1 protein-coding gene and 1 pseudogene are annotated in these 1221 nt (G+C 65.4%); both read right to left on the reverse strand.

From position 1 onward, the window contains the following. Positions 1-114: 114 nt before the first annotated feature. The gene (gene istB, locus ASU23_RS06285) at positions 115-906 is read right to left on the reverse strand and encodes an IS21-like element IS1415 family helper ATPase IstB (RefSeq protein ID WP_003944771.1); all 792 of its coding nucleotides are present in this window, start codon (positions 904-906) and stop codon (positions 115-117) included. Next, positions 906-1221 (reverse strand): annotated as a pseudogene (locus ASU23_RS06290) (IS21 family transposase); the annotation flags it as partial. The gene istB and the pseudogene ASU23_RS06290, both read right to left, overlap by 1 nt.

The following is a 1221-nucleotide window of genomic DNA, read 5'->3' on the forward strand; positions in this document are numbered from 1 at the left end:
TGTCAATGGCCACGAAGTTCTCCCCGTAGGCGGCCAGTAGTTCTCCCCGCTGGTGGCCACGGGTTCTCCCCGGTGGCGGCCAGTTGTTTTTCCCCACCCGCTTTCTGATTTGGGTTAGCTGAAGGGCTTCACCCCCTTGCCGGTGGTGGCTTCGGTGAGGCGGAAGGAGTCGCCGTCGGTGACGACGACGTGCGCATGGTGCAGGAGCCGGTCAACGGTGGCGGTGGCCAATGTTTTGGGCATGATCTCGTCGAAGCCGGAGGGGTGCAGGTTGCTCGAGACGGCAATCGCTCGGCGTTCGTAGGCAGCGTCGACGAGGCGATAGAATCCTTCGGCGGCGTCTTCAGAGACCGGGAGCAGACCGATGTCGTCGACGATGATCAGGTCGGAGCGGATGATCCTCGTCAGGGCTCGGGCGATGGAGTCGTCGGCACGGTGCCGGCGGACCAGGGCACCGAGGTCTTCGATGGTGAACCAAGACACCGCCAGCCCAGCTTCGACTGCGGCCTGCCCGAGTGCCTCGGTGAAGTGAGACTTGCCAGTTCCCGAAGGCCCACAGACGCAGAAACATTCACGCCGCCCGACCCACTCCAGGGTGCGGAGCGCGTCCTGGGTGGCGCGGGGAATCGACGATTTCGTTTCGTCCCAGTCGCCGAAGGTCTTGCCGGTAGGGAAACCCGCGCGTTTGCGGCGAGTGTGCAGGTTCGCCCGGTCCCGGCCGGCGGCTTCCTCAGCGAGGAGAACCCGCACGACTTCGGCGGGGTCCCAGCGTTGGGCTTTCGCGGTCGGGATGATATCGCTCAAGGACCTGCGGATATGGGGCAGTTTCAGGCGTTTAGTCAGGTCGATCGCCTCGGCCAACGGGTCGCCGTTAGCGCTGGTAACAGTGCGCAAAGGGGTGCTCATCAGGCGTCATCGCTTTCATCGTCAGTAGTGGCTGGGCTGGCCGGCGCTGGTGTCTGGCCGAAGGTGGACCAGGCGGCGGTGCCCGGTTGCAGAGTGTGGTTCTCGCTGCGACGGACCGGATCAGCGTGTTCGTGGGTGACTTGGTAGTCGAGGATCGAGATCAGGTCCCGATCGGCGAACCGGCCGGTCATCGCCGCCGTCCCCAACGCTCTGTCGACTGCGTCCGGGGAGTGCAGCTTCGAAAGGTCCACGGCCTCGGCCATCTTCGCCCTGATGCGGCGCGCTCCCGCGGCGGCAGCCTCGACCAGCCAGCTG

The organism is Rhodococcus sp. KB6 (assembly GCF_001445685.1).
GTDB lineage: Bacteria > Actinomycetota > Actinomycetes > Mycobacteriales > Mycobacteriaceae > Rhodococcus_F > Rhodococcus_F qingshengii.